Here is a 748-nt window from a genome sequence, read left to right as displayed (position 1 = left end):
CTGCCGGGCATCAACGTTATCTCTGCTCTCACTGCCGTAAAACATGGCAGCTCACCTTCACTTATGCCGCTTCTCAGCCCGGTACACACCAGAAAATCATTGATATGGCTATGAACGGCGTCGGTTGCCGTGCCACCGCACGACTAATGGGCGTGGGCCTCAACACCATTTTGCGCCATTTAAAAAACTCAGGCCGCAGTCAGTAACCTCCCGGATACAGCCGGGCAGTGATGTCATTGTCTGTGCGGAGATGGACGAGCAATGGGGCTACGTCGGTGCAAAATCACGTCAGCGCTGGCTGTTTTACGCGTATGACAGGATACGCAGGGCGGTGGTAGCCCACGTTTTCGGTGAACGCACTATGGCCACACTGGAGCGTCTTCTGAGCCTGCTGTCAGTTTTTGACGTGGTGGTATGGATGACGGACGGCTGGCCGATGTATGAGTCACGTCTGAAGGGAAAACTGCACGTCATCAGTAAGCGTTACACGCAGCGAATTGAGCGACACAACCTGAATCTGAGACAGCATCTGGCAAGGCTGGGCAGGAAGTCCCTGTCGTTCTCAAAATCGGTGGAGCTGCATGACAAAGTCATCGGGCACTATCTGAACATAAAACACTATCAGTAAATTGGAGTCATTACCCGGTCATTCAGGGGGATTATGTCCCGGAATATGAACTCCGGGAAATAGCCCGACAAAATGGCACAGTGCGCACGAGGGTGCGCTTTCGTATTGAAGAAGATCCTG

General features: G+C 52.9%; 1 protein-coding gene. It reads left to right on the top strand.

Annotated features, from left to right (window positions below):
- A protein-coding gene (locus tag ACFPZN_RS56280; protein WP_378293674.1) for an IS1 family transposase occupies nt 1–628 on the top strand; the annotation gives its coding sequence in 2 pieces (ribosomal slippage) (nt 1–180 and nt 180–628; 629 coding nt annotated over the 2 pieces). This gene is flagged as partial in the annotation.
- Nucleotides 629–748: the final 120 nt, after the last annotated feature.

The sequence above is a fragment of the Actinomadura rugatobispora genome (assembly GCF_042656285.1).
GTDB classification, from domain to species: domain Bacteria; phylum Actinomycetota; class Actinomycetes; order Streptosporangiales; family Streptosporangiaceae; genus Spirillospora; species Spirillospora rugatobispora.
The sequence above is the reverse complement of the archived record's forward strand: the minus strand, read 5'-3'. Positions and strand labels throughout refer to the sequence as shown.